This window comes from Paludisphaera rhizosphaerae (assembly GCF_011065895.1).
Classification (GTDB): Bacteria; Planctomycetota; Planctomycetia; order Isosphaerales; family Isosphaeraceae; genus Paludisphaera; species Paludisphaera rhizosphaerae.
The window spans coordinates 312492-330598 of sequence record NZ_JAALCR010000005.1; the positions used below are offsets into that span (position 1 = coordinate 312492).

Genomic DNA, 18107 nt, shown 5'->3' on the forward strand with positions numbered 1-18107 from the left:
GTCACCGCCCCGAAACCCGTCCCGCCAGGAAGAAGCTCGGATGGGGCGGCTGGTTGTAGCCGACGTTCTGGCAAGCGACGGCCAGGCGGTACTGGCGGTCGTGCATCAGAGTGGGGAGGCGGATCGCGGTCGGGATCGGGGTGGAATAGAGCCGCAGTTCGCGACCGTCGAGCGAACGCAACAGCACTTCTTCACGCCAGTCGCCGAGGATGTCGGCCGAGAGAGCAGGCGTGGATTTGGTGCCGTTGTTGGAGGCGCAGCCTTCGGCGACGAGCAATACGTCCTCGGCCTCGCGGTTCCAATCCCACTTGGAGACCCGGACGCCGTCGAGCAGCTCGCGGAGCGGGTCGCCGTCCCACCAGATGCCGAAGTTGCAGGACCGTGGGCGCTTTGCTGAGATGAGCTCGCCGCGGGCGTTCCACAGGCCCGAGAGGCCCGCGCCGGCAGCCCAGCACTCGGCGCCGGGATGGCGAGGGTCGATGTCGAAGGCCACGCCTCGACCGACGTCCGGTGACTTCTTGCTCCAGATCAACGCCCCCGTCCGGGCGTCGCGAAACTCGGCGCCGTGGTCGTGAGAGACGTGCTCGTGAATGTCGAAGACCTCCATCCCGGGCCGCTCCGGGTCGAGGTCGGAGACGTGCAGGGCGTCGCCGTGGCCGAGGCCCGTCGAGTAGAGCCCGCGGCCGTCGTCGTCGATGGCGCAGGCGCCGTAGGTGATCTCGTCGCGGCCGTCGCCGTCGACGTCAGCCACGACGAGGTTGTGATTCCCCTGGCCGCGATAGGCCCGGTTGGAATCGGGGCCGGCGTCGCTGTCGAAGACCCAGCGCGACGAGAGCTTGCCGTCCCGCCAGTCCCATGCGGCGAGGACCGTGCGGGTGTAATATCCCCGACAGAAGACCAGGCTGGGCCGCTCGCCGTCGAGGTAGGCGACGGCCGCCAGGAAGCGGTCGACGCGGTTGCCGTAACGGTCGCCCCATGAGGCGACGCGACCACGCTCCGGCAGGTAGTCGACGGTCGCCAGCTCCCGGCCGGTGGTCCCCTCGAAGACGGTCAGGAACTCGGGGCCTTCGAGGACGTAGCCGTCGGCGTTGCGGTGGTCGGCCTTGGCGTCGCCAATCGTCATGCCTCGGCCGTCGACCGTGCCGTCGGCCGTGCGGCAGGCGACCTCGGCGCAGCCGTCGCCGTCGAAGTCGTAGACCAGAAACGGCGTGTAATGGGCACCCTCGCGGACGTTCGGTCCCAGGTCGATCCGCCAGAGGAACGACCCGGCCAGCGTGTACGCCTCCAGCTTGGTCGTCCCCGTCGCCCCGCGCTGGGAGTTGTCGCGGGGCCGCATCTCTTGCTTGAGCACGATCTCATATTCGCCGTCGCCGTCGAGGTCTCCGACCGCCGCGTCGTTCGGCGTGTTCCCCGGCAGCGTCTGAAGCGGGATCGACCGATAGGGCTTCCCCACGTCCTCGGCACGGACCGTATACGACCCGACCGCCCCCGCCCCGATGGGCCGCACCGTGTAAGCCAGCGGCTTCGAGACATCCGCCGTCGCGTCCAGGAAGCACGTCGCCCCGGCGACGGCCTCGCGCGTCAGCCGCTCGGCAGGTCCGCCGTCCCTCGACCGCTCGACGTGGAATGCCGCGCCTTCGGGGTCGTCCCCGAGCAATCGCCAGGTCACGAGCATGCCGCCCTGCGCGGGGACCGCTATCACGCCGCGTCCCAGCTTTTCGGGAAGGCGTGGGGTCTCGGCGTGAAGCGAAGCGTACACAAGGAGGAACAGGCTAGCGAACCAGGCGGTCCTCATGGCAAGGCCCTCGACGCGGGAATCGCATTGTGCAGACGGCGACAGCGCCGTCAAAGTCTCTCTCAGCCGTCGAGTCGATCCTCCCAGGTCAGCCCAGTCGTCGCCAGGCCACCTCGACCCCACTTCGGCCATCGCTGCGGGGGTCGGTTTCGGCGCGGGCCTTGCGATATCCCATACCCCGTCGCTTCGAGCCCTGCACCTCGACCTTCGTGCGACGTGAACGATCCGCCGCCGTCCTGTCCTCGGCGGTTACTCGATAAGGCTCGTCTCGTTCGAGCCAGGAGGGAATCCCATGCGCGCCACGATTCGGACTCTGGTGGTCGGGCTGTCGGTCATGACGTTCAGCGGGTGCGCCGGCGTCCATTGCCTGCACCGGCCTTGCAATCCCGAATGCGCCGCGTCGTTCAACTCGCCTCGGCCGCAGGCCACGATGAAGACCGGCCGGCCCACCTGGCGTGAGCGGCTCCGTATCAGCCGGCTCTGGGAGCGCGACGAGTCGCCGCGCGATATCACGGTCCGCCCGGAGACCACGCCTCTGCCCGGGGCGCAGCTTGAGACGCGGCCCAACGCGGGCGGCGTCCTCGACCTCCCCCCCGTCAATGCGAAGGACGAGGAGGCCGATTGAATCATGTTGCTTTCTTTATCGGAATTCGATGGCCGCCGCCTCCGGGGCCGGAGGCGGCGGCTGAAGGTCGGGCTCAGCCGATCTTGGCCGGGACGACGAACGGAGCCCGGTAGTGGCGGGTGAGCATCGCGTCAGCCTCGTGGTCGTTGACGAACGACTCGGAGGCGGGGTTGATGTGGAGCTTGCGCCCCAGGCGGTAGGCGATGTTCCCCAGGTGGCAGTAGGCGCTGGACTGGTGGCCTTCCTCGATGTCCGCGTTGAGCAGCTTGTGGTCGCGGGCGCGCAGAGCCGTGAGGAAGTTGGCGTAGTGGTCGCCGCCGCCCGAGCCGCCGTCGCCGGGCTCGAGCTTCGGTCCCCAGTAGGTTCGCCAGGTGTTGTAGCCGTCGATGGCCAGGATGCCCTCGGTCCCGTAGAAGACGTTGCCGATCTTCACTTCGAGTTCGGGGTTGGTGATGAGGCCCCGGACCTCGAACTGGAGTTCGGTGTCGCCGTTCTCGAAGAACGTGGAGAGGGTGTTGGGGGTCTCGCCGTCGTCCTCGTAGCCGAACCGGCCGCCGGAGGACATGACGGTCTTGGGGAACTCTTTCCAGCCCAGACCCCAGCGGGCGAGGTCCATCTGGTGGATCCCCTGGTTGCCCAGGTCGCCGTTGCCGGTGTCCCAGAACCAGTGCCAGTTGTAGTGGAACCGGTTCTCGTTGAAGGGCCGCTCGGGCGCGGGGCCGAGCCAGACGTTGAAGTCGACGCCGGCCGGGATCGGGCCGTCGGGCTTGTGGCCGATCGAGCCGCGGGGCTTGTAGCAGAGGCCCTTGGCCATGTAGACCTTGCCGAGCTTGCCGGTGCCGATGAAGTCCATGGCGTCGCGGACGGCCTTGTGGCTTCGGCACTGGGTGCCCGTCTGGCAGATCTTCTTGTAGTGCCGGGCGGCGTCGACGATCCGCCGGCCCTCGGTGACGTTGTGGCTGACCGGCTTCTCGACGTACACGTCCTTGCCGGCCTGCATCGCCCAGATGGCCGCCAGCGCGTGCCAGTGGTTGGGCGTGGCGATCGAAACGACGTCGATATCCTTGTCTTCCAGGAGCTTGCGGATGTCCTGGTAGTACTTGGGCGGGTTCTTGGCGTCGACCTTTTCCAGGGCCTTCTTGGCCGGCCCGGTGACGTTCGGGTCGATGTCGCAGATGGCCGTGACCTTGCAGTTCGGCTGCTTGCTGAAGCCGCCGACGTGATCCATGCCGCGACCCCTCACGCCGACGACGGCGACGCGGACCGTCTCATTGGCGCTCGATTTGGTCGGCTCGGGATCGGGGTCGCCGGCCGGCTCGGCCAGGGCGCGGGTGGCGGGAAGCGCGGCGATCGCCGCAGCCAGGGCCGCCGTGTCGTGAAGGAAGTGCCGCCGGTTCCGCTCGCGCATGGGGGGCCTCCGCAGGGGAGATGCACCGATCATAAGTCCATGGGGGTCCTGACGCGCCCGATTGTAGACCGACGCGACGCCCGCCGCCACCGTTCGTCTCGGCTCGCGGCGATTTCCGTCCACCGCCCCGTCCGCCGAGCCTCGACGGCCCCCACGCCCCGCGGCTAGGATGGACTCCAACTCCTCGTTCCGATCCAACCTCCACCGCGGCCGACACCTGACTAGGACGACCCATGAATTCCATTTCCCCCCCGATCCGGACGCGTCTCCGGGTTCGAGGGCTCGCCGGGGCGCTCGGGCTGATACTGGCCTCGGCCGTCGCCGCGACCGCCCAGGATCCCAAGCCCCTCGCCGCCCGCCCGGCGGACAAGCCCGACGATCCCAAGGCCCTCGCGCTGCTGGGCGAGGTCGCCAAGGCGTACCAGGGACTCGCCTCGTATAGCGACCAGGGACGCTTCGTCGTCTCGATGACGGTCAACGGCAAATCCGAGAAGCAGGAGGCCCCGCTGAAGCTGGCGCTCTCCAAGCCGAACAAGCTGAGCCTCGACGCCGGCCCGGTCAAGCTCGTCAGCGACGGCGCCACGATGACCACCGTCGTCGAACCGATGAAGAAGTACATTTCGGTCCCCGCCCCCAAGGCGATCAACCTGGAGGTCTTCCGCGAAGGCCCCGTCGGCGCGATCCTCTTCGGCGGGCCTTCGGGCGTGCCGATGTACGTCCTGGCGAACATGCTTACCACCCCCGACCCGGTCAAGGCCGTCGACCAGCTCGGCGGCTCGCTCCAGCTCGACGGCGAGAACGCGCTGATCATCGACCAGGCCGACGGCCCCGACCTGAAGCTGACCGTCGACCCCAAGACCAGGCTCTTCTCGGACATCGACCTGATGGTCGACCCCAAGCTCCTGGAGAAGAACGCGGCGCAGGGGAACGTGGTAAAGGTCGAGAAGCTCGGCTGGTCCTCCGGGCCCGTCTCCATCGAGCCTGCCGACGCCGGCCTCTTCGCCTTCAAGGCCCCCGAGGGCTTCACCAAGGTCGACTCGTTCCAGCAGCCCGGCGCGCCCGGCGGCGAGCAGCCCAAGATGGCCGTCGAGTCGAAGGTCGGCAAGCCGGCCCCCGACTTCGCGCTGACCCTCTTCGACGGGCCCGACAAGACCAAGGTCGTCTCCAAGGCCGACCTCGCCGGCAAGGTCGTCGTCATCGACTTCTGGGCGACGTGGTGCCCCCCCTGCCTGGTCGAACTCCCCGAGATCCAGAAGCTCGTCGCCGACCTCGCCAAGGATAAGAAGGACGTGCTGGTCGTCGCGCTCAGCCAGGACAGCCAGCCCGCCGACCCGATCGAGGTCCGCAAGCTGATCGAGAAGACCCTGACCGAGAAGAAGATCGAGCTGACCGGTGCGAACGTCGCGATCGGCCTCGATCCCAGCGGCACGATCGGCGGGCTGTTCGAGGTTGAGGGGCTTCCCACGCTGGTCATCCTGGATGGCAAGGGCGTGGTACAGGCGGCGCACGTCGGCTTCGACCCGGACATGCGACCCGGCCTCCGCGAAAGGCTCACCGCCGAGATCGACTCGCTCCTCGCCGGGAAGTCGCTGGCGAAGCCTGAGAAGCCGCAAGAGGCCGCCGCCAAACCCGAGCCGAAGCCGTAATGAAGATCAGCGTCGTCGGCATGGGGAAGGTCGGCGCGGCCACGGCGTTCGCGCTGGTGACGCGCGGCCTCCCCCATGAGCTGGTCCTGGTCGGACGGACGAGGGAGCGGGCCGAGGGCGACGCCCACGACCTGCTCCACGCCTCCGCCCTGGTCCGGCCGATGAAGGTCACCGCCGGCGACATCCAGGATACGGCCTGCAGCCACATCGTCATCCTCGCCGTCAGCGCGGGGGCCGACGACGTCTCGAAGGGCCGGGCCGCCCTGGCCGACGCCAACGCCAGACTCCTCCGCGAGATCGTCCCGCCCCTGGCCGAGGCTTCCCCTTCGGCCGTCTTCGTGGTCATGACCAACCCCGTCGACGTCTGCACCTACGTCACGCTGAAGGCCTCCGGCCTGCCCGCGGGTCGCGTGATGGGGACGGGAACCCTCATCGACACGATGCGGTTTCGCGTGCTGCTCAGCCGTCAGACGGGCATCAACCCGGAGGACGTCCGCGCCTACATCCTGGGGGAGCACGGCGAGACCCAGTTTCCTGCGCTCTCGGTCGCCAGCGCGGGGGGAGTGCGGTTCGAGCCCCGGGACTCGACTGTCCGCGCCTTTGCCGAGGAAGCTCGCGAGGGGGGCCATCACGTCGCCCGCTCCAAGGGTTACACCAACTTCGCCGTCGCCCTGGCGGCGACCTCCATCTGCGAGGCCGTCGCCCACGACGCCCGCACGGTCTTGCCGGTCAGCACCCATGTCGCCGGATTCAAGGGACTGGGGGACGTCTGCCTGAGCCTCCCCTGCGTCGTCGGCCGCCGGGGCGTCGCGCGGGTGCTCGACATCCACCTCGACCCCGAGGAAACCGACCTCCTCCACAAGAGCGCCGCCGCCATCCGCGAGGTCATCGACCGCGTGGAGGCCGCAGGTTCGGGGTAAGCCCGGTCAGCGCTTCGTCTCCAGGTCGACCAGGTCGCGGACGTCGACGAGGCGGGCTTTGAGTTCGGCGTTGTAGCCGGGCCGGCCCCGGACGCCGACGCGGTGGGCGGTCAGGCCGTCGGGGTCGAGGCCGGGGGGGACGTCCAGGTAGGCGACGACCGACCCTTCGCGACCGATCAGGGCGAACAGCTTGCGGCCTTCGAGCATCTTCGCCGACGGCTGAATGAAGCCGACGACGTCGAACGCCCGGCTCCGCGTACGTTCCACGTCGGCCAGCTTTCCCTCGATCTTGTCGAACTCGTCGTCGAGGTCGCGGGCCTTCATGGCGGCCTCGACGAACTCCTGGGCAGCCTTGGCGGCGCGTTCCAGGCCCTCCAGCCGCTTCAGCCGTTCGCCGACGGCCCGGCTGCGGGCGGGGTCGGCCTTTTCAAGGGCCTCGTAAGCCTCGCGGATGGGGCCGAGCCGCCACTTCTCGACGGGCTGCCCGGTGGTCTCGGCCAGCAGCATGGCGTCCACCTTCCGCAGGTCGGGGTCGCCCTCGGACGACGTCGCATAGACGGCGCGCACTTCCACGGCCGAGGGTGCCGGAGGCGTCCAGGAGACGCCGTCGGCCGGGACGAAGAACGAGCGGCCGGGGGGGGGCGTGACGGCCCGCCATCGTTTCGGGGCCTTGTCGCCGACCTCCAGCGCGGGGCGGTCGACCAGCCGGACGCGGTCGCCCGGCTTGAGCGACCCCCGGGGCGGCCCTGGCAGTTTCGCCTTCAGGTTGCCCGACCGGATCGTGGTCGTCGTTTTGACCTTGGCCGTGTTCGGCGGGTCGTTCGCGCCGGCCGGTTTCAGGGCCGACTCTTCCACCCAGCAGAAGGCGGCCGACGGCGGCTCGATCGCCAGCCAACCGTGGCGTAGAGCCTCCCCCGGTTTCACCCGGACGATATCTCCGCGTCGGAGTGTGGTCACGACATACCCATCGGCCTCGGCCGCGTCGAAGACCTCCAGCCGATCGGCCTCGACCTTGGCCTCCACCGACCCCGACTGCCCCAGAACCGCCGCCGCGACGACGAGTTGTGCGACGATCATCCCCACGCCCCCCGCAAGTGGCTTCGATTTGGCTTCGATCTTCCAGACCGCCGAGCCAACCCATCGAACGCAAGCCGTTTCAAACCAAGGTGTTGAGCCTCGATTCCAGAGCCGAAACGCTGGCTTCGTTCGATCCCTTTCTCCATCAAACCGTCCGCCTCTCCACGTCCCCTCTCCCACCGGGAGAGGGTGGCCCGGAGGGCCGGGTGAGGGTCGTCGCGCTTCGGAGCGAGCGGGTCGAAGTGGAGAACAGTCTTCCCCCCTCGCGGGGGAAGACAGATCGCGAAGCGATCAGATGAGGGGGATGACCGGTGTCGGACTCGCTTCCCGCGTTCAGCCTGAACGCGGAGCCGATCCCCCCTCATCCGGCCGCTTCACGGCCACCTTCCCCCGCGAGGGGGTAAGGCCGTTACGGTCCCGAATCGGGATGATCGCAAACCCAACACACATCCGAAATCCCACGTCCCTCACCCCCCTCTCACCCAAACCCCGCGCTCTGCCCACTTCCTCTTATGTAGAGAATGGTCCCCGTCGCGCCATTTCGACGGGCAAATCCGATACGAAAATCCGATGCCGGGTTGGTATCTGAGGGGGGCGAAACGGTCAACGTCAACGCGGGGGGACGGGCTTGTTGGGATGCAGGGAGATCCCGTCAATCACGGTGCTTCCGAGGCGACGGGATTGGAAACGGAACTCGTGGATCTTCTCCGGCGGTTGGTTGAAGGTCGCCTGGACCATGGAGAAAGTCTCGTTGTCGATGCTCTTCAGATCCGTCCGCTCGATTTCTCGATCTTGCTCATCCACGGCGATGATCCGAAAGGTGGAATCTCGCGGATCGATCTCATGGACCATCGTGGCGATTGCCCGGCCCTGATCCCCTCGCATGGTCGTGGAAATGCGACGCTCACCACGATGATCGTTGCTACTGCGACCGCTACTGGCAGGACTCCAGTGCTGGACCGTCTTCCACGGACCGAACGCTCCCTGGAATCCAACGTAGGCGGGATCGCGCCGTTCGGTCTGACCGAGAATGAAAATCCTGAGTCCAGGGACGATCTCACCGTCGCGACGCACCTCGCGCGTGTAGCCCAGTCCACACAGACCCATCGCCGGCAGATTGTCGTCGTACTCGTGGACGTCGGTGACCCGGAAGAGGATTCGATATCGACCATCCTCATCGTCGTATCCGGGGTTGCTCACGGGGTCCATCAAGTCGCACGGAGGCTCGGCCAGAGGGGTGCCGTCAGGCTTCCACCAGACCCTGGTCAAGGGGGCGGAGGAGACAGCCACGATCTCAATGAGCGCCCCGCTCGGCATCCGTTTCGAGAACCGGGGGTCGGGCGTTTGCGAAGTCTTGCCGGCATCCGACGCCGCCGGAGGGGGCCCAGTTTCCTCGCCTCCCGGCACCGCCATCCCGGCGACCGCCGCGGCCCCAAAACCCATCGACGCGATCAAGGCGAGGGTCTTCATCCTGTCCAGGAACATGGTCCGAATCGCTCCTTCGGTCAGCCGAGCGACCGCCACGGGAATCGTCCCCGAAGTGATGGCTCCAGCGCGGCAGGTGGAATGGACGAGGGCCTTCGGGACGGCCGCCTGAGATTCTCGAGCCAGCGCAATCAACGCCGCCGGGGCCAATCCCCTTCGGATCAGCCGATCCCGCAGCCGTGATCGCCCCTGGGCCAGCCGGTTCTTCAGGGTGGCCGTGGGCCAGCCCAGGAAGACGCCGGCCTGCTCGTAGGTGAGGCCCTCGAAATCGCACAACTCGATGGGACGTCGGTACTTGGTGGGAAGGCGGTCCAATTCCGCGATCACCGTTTCGCGCGCGTCACGGCGCTCGGCCAGGGACGCGGGGTCCTCGGCCGGCGCGGAATCGACAGCAGCCGGGGGACGCCGAGCCGCTTCCTGGCGGAGGCGACTCGCGACGCGTCGGGCGACGCCGTAAAGCCAACGCCCAGCCGAGTCGCGGTCGTCCGTCCGGATTGCTCCGGCCCGACGAACCAGGACAAGGAACGTTGCCTGGAATGCGTCTTCGGCGTCGGCGCGGTCGAGAGAGCGTCGGCAGACGCCCCAGACCATCGCCGCGTGTCGGTCCACCAAAGCTTCGAACGCAGTCTCGGACGAAGCGGACCGACGTTGGAAGCGCTCCAGGAGTTGGCCGTCGGTCAGATCCCCCGTGCAGCCGACCTCGACGAGCGTTCGCAGTTCTTTCGGTGCGCCGGTGGATCTCGTCATGGGTCGTCCCGCTCCCTCAAAGTCTCGACGTCACCCTTACCATGCAGAGAGCCGCCCGATCGGACCCGGGTTTCCCGGATTCTGATCGGGCGGCGACGTCTCGAACAAGGGGGACGCAGAGGCTTCAACGCGGAGCGGCGGGACGGTTGGGTTTCAGGGCGATGCCGTCGATCGTGACATATCCTCGGGGTCGCATCTGGAAGCGGAATCCCTGAATCTTGTCCTTCGAAAGGTTGAAGGTCGCCTGATACATGGCGAAGACTTCGGTATCCAGATCTTGCACGGTGCCCCGCGTCTCCTTCCCCTGTTCATCAACGGCGATGAGCCGGAAGACTTTATCCCGGAGGTCGATCTCGTGGACCACCGTTGCAACGGTCCACCCTTCCCCGACTGGCGTGATGGAGAAAATCCGGCGATGGCCGCGCGGCCAGTTGTCGGCATGCCCCGCCCCCTGAGACGGACTCATTTCGTCGATCGTCTCCCACGGACCGTAAGCGCCCCCGATGCGCACCGAGGCTGTATCTCGCTTCGTGCGATAGCCCAAGCCGAACCGTCGCAGGCCGGGGACGACCTTGCCATTGAGTCGGACGTGACGGTTGTAACCCATGACGTCCGATGCAGGTCCGGAGTTTGGCTTCACATCGTCGTTCTCGGGAGCGTCCGTAACCTGATAGAGGATCCGATATCGTCCATCCTCGGCATCTTCGTCAGGCCCCATGGAGTCGCAAGGAGGCTCGGCCAAAGGGGTGCCGTCGGGTCGCCACCAGAGTCCGGTGGCGGGGGCGGAGGAGACGGCTACGATCTCGACCAGCGCGCCATTTTGCATCCGCTTGGAGAAACGCGGGTCTGGGGTGCGCGGGACCTTGCCGGCGTCCGGCACCACGACGACCGTCGACGGCGGGGCGGTCTCCTCGCCTCGCGGCGAAGCCACGCCGGCGACGGCCACAGCTCCGAAGCCCGTCGATACGATCAAGGCGATGGTCTTCATCCTGTCCAGGAACATGGTCCGAATCGCTCCTTCGGTCAGCCGGGCGACAGCCGCGGGGATGGTCCCCGAAGCGATGGCTCCGGCCCGGCAGGTGGATTGAATGAGGGCCCTCGGGACGCCGGCCTGGCATTCCCGCGCGATCGCGGCCGTCGCGACGGCCGCCGCCGGGGCCAATCCCCGACGGGTCAGCCGATCTCGCAGCCGTGAGCGACCTTGCGCAAGGCGATTCTTCAAGGTGGCGGTCGGCCAACCCAGGAAGACGCCGGCCTGCTCGTAGGTGAGGCCCTCGAAGTCGCACAACTCGATGGGACGTCGGTACTTGGAAGGGAGTCGATCCAGTTCGGCGGCGACGGCCTCGCGGATGTCGCGACGTTCGGCCAGGGATGCGGGGTCCTCGGCCAGGACTGGATCGAGGGAGGGAGGACGTCTCGCGGCTTCCTGGCGGAGTCGGCCGGCGACGCGGCGGGCGACGCCGTAAAGCCAGCGGCCGACGGAGCCTCGGTCGTCGGGTCGGATCGCTCCGGCCTTCCGAACGAGGACCAGGAACGTCGCCTGGAAGGCGTCCTCGGCGTCGGCGCGGTCGAGGGAACGTCGGCAGACGCCCCAGACCATCGCCGCGTGTCGGTCCACCAGCGCCTCGAATGCGGCCTCGGCCGATTCGTGGCGATGTTGGAAGCGTTCCAGAAGCTGGCCGTCGGTGAGACCCGTCGCGGAACCGCCTGTAAAGAGGGCCCGCAAGCCGGTCGTCGATGGCGTCGTCATGCCGCCCTCCTTGTCCCTACCATCTCCGAAGTCGCTGCTGCCATGCGAGGGACGGAACGTTCGGCCCTGGGTTTTTTCCAGGATCACGGTAGAAGAGAGAGTCCTTGCGACGCAACCCCTTTCCCCGCCGTAAGAAAGACGCGGAGGATCGAAACTCAAGCGCGCAAGCCTCTTGATCGAGGCCCCAACGATCGGCTATATTCGCATTTTCTTCTCGCGCGGAGGGGATTCCGCGCGTTGATGACGAACCAACGTCCAGAGAAGTCGAGCGGGGGCGGGCGAGCCCGAGCATCCCGGTCTCGTCGCATGTGTCGCGTGCGGGCCGTCCCGCCCAGGAGCTTCGGAAAAGACCATGTACGCTGTTTTTGAAGACGGTTCCCACCAGTATCGCGTTCAGGAAGGCGACTTCGTCCGGGTCGATCGCCGCCAGGGCCAGGTCGGCGACGAGCTGATCTTCGGCAAGGTGCTGCTCATCGCCGGCGACGGCGAGCCCACCGTCGGCGAGCCCGTCATCGACGGCGCCAAGGTCACGGCCAAGATCGTCGACCACTTCCGCACCAAGAAGATCATCATCCAGAAATTCCGCCGCCGCAAGAACATGCGTCGCCGCCGCGGACACCGTCAGCACTACACGACGGTCCAGATCACCAGCGTGGCGAAGGCCTCCTGATCGGATCGGATTCTCGATCACTAGCCCGCGCCCCGCGCGGGCTTTTTTGCGCGCTTGGATCTAATCCTGGGTGCCATGTCCACGCTTGCGTGGGCATGCGATCGGCGATGGTCTCGCGAACCTTCCTAGCCTGTTCATGGCCACAAGCGTGGCCATGGCACTCATTTGCGGATTTCCTGACGAGTTGCCCCCTGGGGTCAGCGATCAGCTTGTGATGCCGTCTGTCCCTAATTGATGGATCACGCCCAATCCATCACCTACGCTCATCTATGAGATGGGCGACCAATCGTCGGGCTCAACTTGGCCTCGTCGCAAACGCTGTCGCCGCTGCGACGAGCCGGGGCATGCCCATGCCCTGACTTTTTCCTGCTTTGGAAGACAGCCATTCCTGGCTGCGGATCGCTCTCGGCTTTGGATGATCGAGGCCATCGAAGCCGCCCGCGACTCTCACCGGTTCCATCTCTGGGCTTACGTGCTCATGCCCGAGCACGTCCACCTGCTGATCTACCCGATTACCACTGAGTATTCGATTGGGGCGGTGCTCACCAGCCTTAAACAACCCGTCGCGAAGCGGGCGCTCCTCTTCGTTCGCCAGAACGCGCCGGATTTTCTGCCTCGGATGCTTGATCGTCAGCCCAACGGCAAAGAGTCGCATAGGTTCTGGCAACGTGGCGGCGGTTACGACCGTAACGCCTGGGAACCCCGGTCTGTCTGGGAGATGATCGACTATATCCACGCCAACCCCGTTCGGCGGGGCCTGTGCGATCGCCCCGAGGATTGGGAATGGTCCAGTGCGAGCGGCTATATGGGCAGTGAATCGCCACGACTACGCCTGGACCTCTCGTCGCTCCCCGAGGATCCCCGTCGCTAAATGACTTTCCTATAAACGACTTGTGGAAATGGGTTCGACCTTGGGTGCCATGGCCACGCTTGCGTGGCCATGAACCGGCATGGGACTCCGCAAAACCGTCGCCGATCGCATGGCCACGCAAGCGTGGCCATGGCACCCAGGGTTTTTTTCCTGAGTGTGAGGGATGGAATCGGCCACCAACCGTCTTTAACGCCTCTGCCGTCCGCGCCTGGATCCCATCCCTGATTTGGGTCCTTTTTTACGCGCCCTTCACATCCCTGCGCGCAATGATTTCGCTGCCGAGTCGTGGAGCGAAGAACCAACGCCAGGGAACTGCCGAGGTCGTCTCCCATCTGGGGGAGCCTACTCCCGCTTCGTCGCGAACATCTCGGGCCCGGCGGATGCCGTCCCGAGGGTGCGTCCTAGAATTGGGCGCGCCGACTCTCAAGTTCCGCGAAACGCACGCCGACTTCTAGGTCAGCGGGGCATGAACATCTGGACTGGTGGACGTACGGTCGATAGTATAGGGGGCGCGCTGGCCGACGGTCGGCTCGTTCCTCTCGCCGATCGAAGTCCGATCGTCCCTGGGGAGTGTAAGATGGCGAACGCAGGAAGACGGGAGGGGGCAACCTCCGTGGAACAGCATCAGCCCGAGGGAGTGGCTAAGGCTAAGGATCTGGCCAAGGGTCGCTCCGGGATGGTGGTCCCGCGCGTGTTCAGCACGGAGGGGGTCAGCCCGTTCGACGAGGTCGAGTGGGACTTCCGGTCGGCGGCCATCAAAGATGAGAAGGGGCGGGCGATCTTCGAGCAGGTCGACTGCGAGATCCCCAGGTCGTGGAGCCAGCTCGCCACCAACGTCGTGGTGAGCAAGTACTTCTACGGCGACATATCCGGCGGCAACGGCTCCCCGGCCGACGGCAAGCGCGAGTACTCCGTCCGGCAGTTGGTCGACCGCGTCACGCGGACGATCGCCGACTGGGGTCGCGAGGACGGCTACTTCGCCTCCGACGACGACGCGGCGAAGTTCTACGACGAGCTTTCCGCCCTCTGCCTGAATCAGTATGGGTCGTTCAACTCGCCCGTCTGGTTCAACGTGGGGTTGTTCCACTCGTACGGCATCGCCGGCCCGGCGAACAACTGGCGGTGGGACGAGGAGACCCGCACGATCGTCGCCGCCGCCAACGCGTACGAGACGCCCCAGTCGTCCGCCTGCTTCATCCAGAGCGTCTCCGACGACATGGACGGCATCATGCGGCTCGCGCACAGCGAGGCCATGCTGTTCAAGTTCGGCTCGGGGACGGGGACGGACCTCTCCACCCTGCGGTCCAGCCGCGAGAAGCTCGCCGGCGGCGGCAAGCCGTCGGGTCCGGTCAGCTTCATGCGGGTGTACGACGCTGTCGCCAGCGTGGTGAAGTCGGGCGGCAAGACCCGTCGCGCCGCCAAGATGCAGACCCTCAAGATCTGGCACCCGGACGTCCTCGAATTCATCGAGTGCAAGATCAAGGAAGAGGCCAAGGCCCAGGCCCTCATCAAGCAGGGCTATGAGGCCAACTTCAACGGCGAGGCGTATAGCTCGGTCCTCTTCCAGAACGCCAACCTCTCCGTCCGCTGCTCCGACGCGTTCCTCGACGCGGCCGAGAAGGACGGCGAGTGGACCACCAAGGCCGTCCTCTCCGGTCGGCCGATGGACACCTACAGCGCCAAGATGCTCCTCGACCGGATCTCCGAGGGGACCTGGCTCTGCGGCGACCCCGGCGTCCAGTATGAAGACACCATCCAGCGCTGGCACACCTGCCCCAACACCGCGCCGATCAACTCGTCGAACCCCTGCTCCGAGTACATGTTCGTCGACGACAGCGCGTGCAACCTGGCCTCGCTGAACCTCGTCCGGTTCGTGGACGCCGACGGCGCCTTCGACGTCGAGCGGTTCCGCGCCGCCGTGCGGGTCTTCATCACGGCGCAGGAAATTCTGGTCGACCACGCCAGCTATCCGACGCAGAAGATCGCCGCCAACAGCCACAAGTTCCGGCCGCTGGGCCTGGGCTACGCCAACCTGGGCAGCATGCTGATGTCGGCCGGCCTGCCGTACGACTCCGAGGAAGGCCGGGCGGTCGCCGCGGCGATCACCGCCGTCATGCACGGCCAGGCGTACCTCACCAGCGCTGAGCACGCCGGGCGCGTCGGCGCGTTCGACGGCTTCGCCATCAACCGCGAGCCGATGCTCAACGTGATGGGGATGCACCGCGACGCCGCCTACAAGATCGACGAGAAGGCTCCGGAGGCCATCCGGACCGCCGCTCACCGGATCTGGGACGAGTGCCTGGAGGTCGGCCGGGCCAACGGGTTCCGCAACAGCCAGGTGACCGTGCTGGCGCCGACGGGCACCATCGCGTTCATGATGGACTGCGACACCACCGGCATCGAGCCCGACATCGCCCTGGTGAAGTACAAGCTGCTGGCTGGCGGCGGCATGCTCAAGATCGTCAACCGGACCGTCCCCTCGGCCCTGCGGAAGCTCGGCTACGACGAGCCCGAGATCCGAGGCGTGCTCGACTACATCGACGCCCACGACACGATCGAGGGCGCTCCGGGCCTGAAGGACGAGCACCTCTCGATCTTCGACTGCGCCTTCGCCCCGCCGCAAGGGGGCCGGAGCATCCACTACCTGGGCCACCTCCGGATGATGGCGGCCGTCCAGCCGTTCCTCTCGGGTGCGATCTCCAAGACGTGCAACCTCCCCAACGAGGCCACGATCGAGGACATCCGCGAGACGTACCTGGAAGGCTGGAAGCTCGGCCTCAAGGCCCTGGCCATCTACCGCGACGGCTCCAAGGGGAGCCAGCCGGTCTCCACCAAGAGCGAGGAGAAGTCGGCCGAGGCGTCCAAGGCCGCCGAAGCCGCCCCCGCCCCGGCTCCCACGCCGGTCGTGGTCGCGGTTGAATCCCTGAAGCCCGCCGCGGCTCCGGTGACGACGACCATCGTGGCCAAGCCCCGGCGCGAGCGGCTGCCGCACACGCGGCGGAGCATCACGCACAAGTTCGACATCCAGGGGCACGAGGGCTACATCAACGTCGGCTTCTATCCCGACGGCCGCCCCGGCGAACTGTTCATCACGATGGCGAAGGAAGGCTCGACCATCGGCGGCCTGATGGACGTCCTTGGGACGTCGATCTCGATCGGCCTGCAGTACGGCGTGCCGCTTGAGGTGTTCGTCAACAAGTTCGCTCACAGCCGATTCGAGCCGGCCGGGTTCACCAAGAACCAGGACATCCCGATCGCCAAGAGCATCGCCGACTACATCTTCCGATGGCTCGGCATGGAGTTCATCGACGGCTACCGCGAAGCCAACTCCCCCAACCGGGGAGGCTACGAGGAGCCCGCGGCCAAGCCGGCCGCCGTCGAGGCTTCGGCCGCTCCCGTGCTGAAGGTGAACGGACACCGCTCAGCCACGATGGCGGACCTGGAGCACGCCGAGGCCGTTCTGGGGACCGCGCCAGCCAAGCAACCGGCGAGTCAGCCCCATGTGATCGCCGCGGACGCCAGCCTGAACGTGCAGGACCAGCAGTTCGCCTCGTTCCAGAGCGACGCCCCGGCCTGCGACAACTGCGGCGCCCTGACCGTCCGCTGCGGAACCTGCTACCGCTGCTTCAACTGCGGCAACAGCATGGGCTGCTCCTGATCTCGAACGATCGTCGATGAGACGAATCCCGCGGGGCCGTCGCCTTTCCAACAGGCGGCGGCCCTTCGTCGTTCGAAGGGCGTCCCGTCGATCAGATCAGCCGGCCGAGGGTTCCTCGGCGGCCTTCGGCTCGGCCTTGCGGCCCAGCACTGCGCCGAAGGTCGACTTGACCAGGCCGACGCACCATCGTATCGAGTTCTTGCCCATCATCAGCACCACGCCCAGAATCGTGGCTATGATGGACGTCGCCGGCAGCACGGTTTCCGGGCCGAAATACGCGAACAGAGGCGTCATACCGCATCCTCCTTGAATGACGAGATGATCGAGGGAGGCGGGCGGAAGCGCGCGCTGTTTGGATTCGCCGCGTCCCGCTTGCTCAAGATGTGGGCCGGGATTACAACCGAAACCCACGATCGCCGCAAGGCGGTCTGACGGCTCTCCCGCCTTAAAACACCTTCCTGAAAGGTTTTTCAGCCATGACTTTACACCCCGCGACGCTCGGGATCGGGCTACTCGCCCTGGTCGGGTCGGCCCTTCCGTGGACCTCGGCGCGGGCCTTCGAGGAACCCCCGCTCAAGGCGGCGGCCGTGCTCGACGTCTGGCCCGGCCCAGCGCCCGGCGAGGTGGGGAAGATCGAGGAAGAGAAGTTCATGGACCCGCCGACGTCCCCCGTCAAACGCCTGGGGAACGTCTCGCACCCCACGCTGACGGTCTACCGACCGGCACCGGAGAAGGACACCGGCGCGGCCGTGGTGATCTGCCCTGGCGGCGGCTACTACATCCTGGCCATGGACCTGGAAGGGGACGAGGTCGCCGCCTGGCTGAACTCGATCGGCGTCACCGGCATCGTGCTGAAGTACCGCGTCCCTCGCCGCGAAGGCACGCCCCCGGAGAAGAAGCCGATCCAGCCCCTGATGGACGTCCAGCGCGCGGTCAAGCTCGTGCGGAGCAAGGCCGCTGAATGGAAGATCGACCCGAACCGGATCGGCGTCCTGGGCTTCTCCGCCGGAGGCCATCTCTCGGCCGCGGCCTCGACCCGTTTCGACGAGCCCGTCTACCCCCAGACCGACGACGTCGACAAGAAGCAGAGCGCCCGCCCGGACTTCGCCGTCCTGATCTACCCCGGCGGTATGGAAGACCGCAACGAAGCCGACAACCCCCTGCTCCGCGTCACCTCAAAGACGCCGCCGATGTTCCTGGCCCACGCCGGCGACGACAAGGTCAGCCCGCTCAACAGCGTCTCGATGTACACCGCCCTCAAACAGGCCGGCGTCCCTGCTGAGCTGCACGTCTACGCGACCGGCGGCCACGGCTTCGGTCTCCGCCCCAGCCCCAACGCCTGCTCCACCTGGCCGAAGCGCTGCGAGGAGTGGATGACGGCCATGAAGTTGCTGACGCCGAAATCCTAAGCCCTCATCGCCTGCGTTATGCTCGCGGCCGCAAGGCTCGGCTTCG

The 18107-nt window shown here is 66.8% G+C and carries 13 protein-coding genes; 7 read left to right on the forward strand and 6 right to left on the reverse strand.

Features of this window, described 5'->3' with window-relative positions; genetic code table 11:
* Position 1 precedes the first annotated feature (1 nt).
* On the reverse strand, positions 2-1795 hold the full coding sequence (locus tag G5C50_RS08890) for a rhamnogalacturonan lyase (RefSeq protein WP_165067907.1): 1794 nt from the start codon (positions 1793-1795) through the stop codon (positions 2-4).
* A 292-nt stretch (positions 1796-2087) separates the two neighbouring features.
* Here G5C50_RS08890 and G5C50_RS08895 point away from each other — a divergent pair, with 292 nt between their 5' ends.
* Positions 2088-2420: a hypothetical protein gene (locus G5C50_RS08895; RefSeq protein ID WP_165067910.1), complete on the forward strand. Its 333-nt coding sequence runs from the start codon at positions 2088-2090 to the stop codon at positions 2418-2420.
* Positions 2421-2493: 73 nt separating this feature from the next.
* Here the strand turns inward: G5C50_RS08895 and G5C50_RS08900 are convergent, their stop codons facing one another.
* On the reverse strand, positions 2494-3828 hold the full coding sequence (locus G5C50_RS08900) for a Gfo/Idh/MocA family protein (protein WP_165067913.1): 1335 nt from the start codon (positions 3826-3828) through the stop codon (positions 2494-2496).
* Between the two features lie 233 nt (positions 3829-4061).
* Between G5C50_RS08900 and G5C50_RS08905 the strand changes: the two genes are divergently transcribed.
* The gene (locus tag G5C50_RS08905) at positions 4062-5474 is read left to right on the forward strand and encodes a TlpA disulfide reductase family protein (protein WP_165067915.1); all 1413 of its coding nucleotides are present in this window, start codon (positions 4062-4064) and stop codon (positions 5472-5474) included.
* Positions 5474-6394: a lactate/malate family dehydrogenase gene (locus G5C50_RS08910; protein ID WP_165067916.1), complete on the forward strand. Its 921-nt coding sequence runs from the start codon at positions 5474-5476 to the stop codon at positions 6392-6394. Before G5C50_RS08905 ends, G5C50_RS08910 begins: the two co-directional genes overlap by 1 nt.
* Positions 6395-6400: 6 nt before the next feature.
* On the opposite strand, the gene G5C50_RS08915 is transcribed toward G5C50_RS08910, so the two are convergent.
* The 3 genes from G5C50_RS08915 to G5C50_RS08925 all read right to left on the reverse strand — a co-directional run bounded on the left by G5C50_RS08915 (position 6401) and on the right by G5C50_RS08925 (position 11453).
* Complete coding sequence (locus G5C50_RS08915) at positions 6401-7471, reverse strand: hypothetical protein (protein ID WP_165067919.1); 1071 nt, start codon at positions 7469-7471, stop codon at positions 6401-6403.
* Positions 7472-8080: 609 nt separating this feature from the next.
* Positions 8081-9703 carry an RNA polymerase sigma factor gene (locus G5C50_RS08920; RefSeq protein ID WP_165067921.1) on the reverse strand — a complete coding sequence of 541 codons (1623 nt, stop codon included), beginning with the start codon at positions 9701-9703 and terminating at the stop codon, positions 8081-8083.
* Positions 9704-9827: 124 nt separating this feature from the next.
* Positions 9828-11453, reverse strand: coding sequence for an RNA polymerase sigma factor (locus tag G5C50_RS08925; protein ID WP_165067923.1), 1626 nt, complete (start codon positions 11451-11453; stop codon positions 9828-9830).
* Positions 11454-11805: 352 nt separating this feature from the next.
* On the opposite strand from G5C50_RS08925, the gene rplU reads away from it, so the two are divergent.
* The 3 genes from rplU to G5C50_RS08940 all read left to right on the forward strand — a co-directional run bounded on the left by rplU (position 11806) and on the right by G5C50_RS08940 (position 16652).
* A complete protein-coding gene (gene rplU, locus G5C50_RS08930) occupies positions 11806-12123 on the forward strand; it encodes a 50S ribosomal protein L21 (RefSeq protein ID WP_165067925.1) in 318 nt (105 codons plus the stop codon).
* A 274-nt stretch (positions 12124-12397) separates the two neighbouring features.
* Positions 12398-12994 carry an REP-associated tyrosine transposase gene (locus tag G5C50_RS08935; protein WP_165067928.1) on the forward strand — a complete coding sequence of 199 codons (597 nt, stop codon included), beginning with the start codon at positions 12398-12400 and terminating at the stop codon, positions 12992-12994.
* A gap of 676 nt (positions 12995-13670) precedes the next feature.
* On the forward strand, positions 13671-16652 hold the full coding sequence (locus tag G5C50_RS08940; RefSeq protein WP_407673508.1) for a vitamin B12-dependent ribonucleotide reductase: 2982 nt from the start codon (positions 13671-13673) through the stop codon (positions 16650-16652).
* A 96-nt stretch (positions 16653-16748) separates the two neighbouring features.
* Here the strand turns inward: G5C50_RS08940 and G5C50_RS08945 are convergent, their stop codons facing one another.
* Positions 16749-16946, reverse strand: coding sequence for a hypothetical protein (locus G5C50_RS08945; RefSeq protein WP_165067933.1), 198 nt, complete (start codon positions 16944-16946; stop codon positions 16749-16751).
* Between the two features lie 182 nt (positions 16947-17128).
* Here G5C50_RS08945 and G5C50_RS08950 point away from each other — a divergent pair, with 182 nt between their 5' ends.
* Positions 17129-18061: an alpha/beta hydrolase gene (locus G5C50_RS08950; RefSeq protein WP_165067935.1), complete on the forward strand. Its 933-nt coding sequence runs from the start codon at positions 17129-17131 to the stop codon at positions 18059-18061.
* Positions 18062-18107: the final 46 nt, after the last annotated feature.